This window comes from Rhodococcus spongiicola, assembly GCF_004011835.1.
In the GTDB taxonomy this organism is placed as follows: domain Bacteria; phylum Actinomycetota; class Actinomycetes; order Mycobacteriales; family Mycobacteriaceae; genus Prescottella; species Prescottella spongiicola.
Map to the genome: position 1 here is coordinate 1 of NZ_RKLN01000016.1, position 2,086 is coordinate 2,086.

At 64.2% G+C, this 2,086-nt stretch carries 3 protein-coding genes and 1 pseudogene; all 4 read left to right on the forward strand.

Annotated features, from left to right (window positions below; all coding sequences use genetic code 11):
* A pseudogene (locus tag EF834_RS18270) lies at positions 1-277 on the forward strand (hypothetical protein); the annotation flags it as partial.
* A 79-nt stretch (positions 278-356) separates the two neighbouring features.
* A complete protein-coding gene (locus EF834_RS18035) occupies positions 357-884 on the forward strand; it encodes an alternate-type signal peptide domain-containing protein (protein WP_235871301.1) in 528 nt (175 codons plus the stop codon).
* Between the two features lie 4 nt (positions 885-888).
* On the forward strand, positions 889-1,440 hold the full coding sequence (locus EF834_RS18040) for a hypothetical protein (RefSeq protein WP_127948657.1): 552 nt from the start codon (positions 889-891) through the stop codon (positions 1,438-1,440).
* A complete protein-coding gene (locus tag EF834_RS18045; RefSeq protein WP_127948659.1) occupies positions 1,437-2,039 on the forward strand; it encodes a signal peptidase I in 603 nt (200 codons plus the stop codon). The genes EF834_RS18040 and EF834_RS18045 overlap by 4 nt, the downstream gene beginning before the upstream one ends.
* Positions 2,040-2,086: the final 47 nt, after the last annotated feature.

Genomic DNA, 2,086 nt, shown 5'->3' on the forward strand with positions numbered 1-2,086 from the left:
TGGTGGTGCGGTGATCACGAGTATGTCGTCGTCGGGGAGCTTTGCGGCGGAGGTGTCTTCGTCGGAGGTTGTGATCACGGATGAGTCGGGTTCGGTGGTGTCGAGCATCGCGGTCGGTGAGGAGGCCGTTGTGCAGTGGGCGAAGGATGCCGACGAGTTGTGGATTGTGGATTCCGGCGAGTTGTATCTGGTCGGATCGTCGGGGGGCTGGGTGAAGACCGAGGCCGATCCGAGTGCTGATGGTGTGCCGGCGGGGCTCGCGGCACTTGTCCAGTAGTGGTGCGTGCTGTGTGCATTTGCAGTGATGAGGCCGAACTCTTCTACCCCGACGGGGTCCTACGAAAGCTGACCATGACATGAACAGTAAGTTGAAAGGCGCGATTGCCGCCGGTGCAGCGACGGTGCTGTTGGCCGGGGGAGCGGGCACGATGGCCGCGTGGAATTCTGGTGCGAGTATCGGGGGCGGTGCGGTCGGTGCGGGTGCGTTGGCCCTGACGCAGACGGTGGCACCGAATTGGGCGGATCAGCACGGTCCGATCACCGTCACCGATTTCCGGGCGGTTCCCGGTGACGTTCTCACCTACACGGCGAGTTTCGAGGTGACGGCTCGGGGAACGAATCTGCGGGCGAGTCTGGCGGTCGACGAGGCCACCATCGTCGGTGACCCGGCGTTCGAGTCGGTGGTCGATCACAAGATCACTGCGACGTCCGGTGGCGATCCGGTCCCGGTCGATTCCGACGGTGTGGTGGTTACGCCGGCGTTGGACGGCGCGACCGTCGATGTGAAGGTGATCATCACGTTCGCGGCGGACACCGATGGTGATGCGGCGCAGAACGTTCAGGTCGATCTGTCCAATTTCAACGTCACTCTCAGGCAGGTGTAGGGATATGTCGAACAAGGCTCGTTGGTTGGCGATCGGCGGGGCGGCGGTCGTGGGTGTGGCGTTGATGTCTTCCCAGCAGACCGGTGCATTGTGGAGTCAGACGCAGACCCTCAATCCTGGTGTGATCTCCTCGGGCACTCTGGATCTCGCGGTCGGGGGTGTGGGGGTCAGTGACTACGCGTTCGAGGCGTTGGGCAAGGAAGGTCTGGGTGCGGGTGGGTACGCGCAGGCGCCGCTGAGCGTCTACAACTCCGGTGACGTGGTGATGAAGTACCGGTTGCAGGATGCGGCTCAGTCGAATCCGGGTGTGGCGCTGGACTTGACGGTTTCGGTGGTGGATTCGGAGCCCGCGTGTCCCGCGGAGGGTGATCCGGCCGGGGCGACGGTGGTCTACGACGGGCCGCTGATCGGTGCGCAGGCGCCGGCGGATCCCGAGTGGCGCACTGTCGAGCCCGGTGCCAGTGAGGTGTTGTGTGTGCGGGGGACTGTCGGTGAGGACGCCGAGCAGGACGCGAGTACCACCGCGACGTTCACCTTTGCCGCCGAGTCCCGATGAGTGATGCGGTGCAGGGCGTCGAGCAGGACGCCGGTGTGTGGGGGTGGGTCAAGAGCATCGTCTCCTGGCTGGTGCTCCTGGCGCTGGTGGGCATTCTCGCTTTGACGATCGTGATCCCTCGGATCGCGGGGGCGACGCCCTACACCGTGCTCACCGGTTCGATGGTGCCCACCTATCCGCCGGGGACGTTGATCGTGGTCAAGCCGGAGGATCCGGCTGCGCTCGAAGCCGGTGATGCGATCACGTTCCAGAAGGAGTCGGGTAACCCCGAGGTGGTCACCCACCGGATCATCATGGTTCGACAGAACTCGCAGGGCGAGAGGACGTTCGTCACGCAGGGTGATGCGAATCCGGTCCGTGACGCCAATCCTGTTGTCCCGGAGCAGGTCAGGGGGAAGGTTTGGTACAGCGTTCCCTACATGGGGCACGTGAACACCCTGATCACCGGACAGCAACGGTCGTTGATGGTGGCCGTTGTGGTGGGTGCACTGTTGATCTACGCCGGGTCCATGTTCATCGGTGCGGCGCGGGATCGGGGGCGTTCGAAGGATCAACCGGAGGTTCCGGAGGATCAGCCGGAGGTCGGGGCCGGCACTTGAGCACCAACCGGATCCGAACACGCGGTTCGGATCCGGTTGGTGGTCAA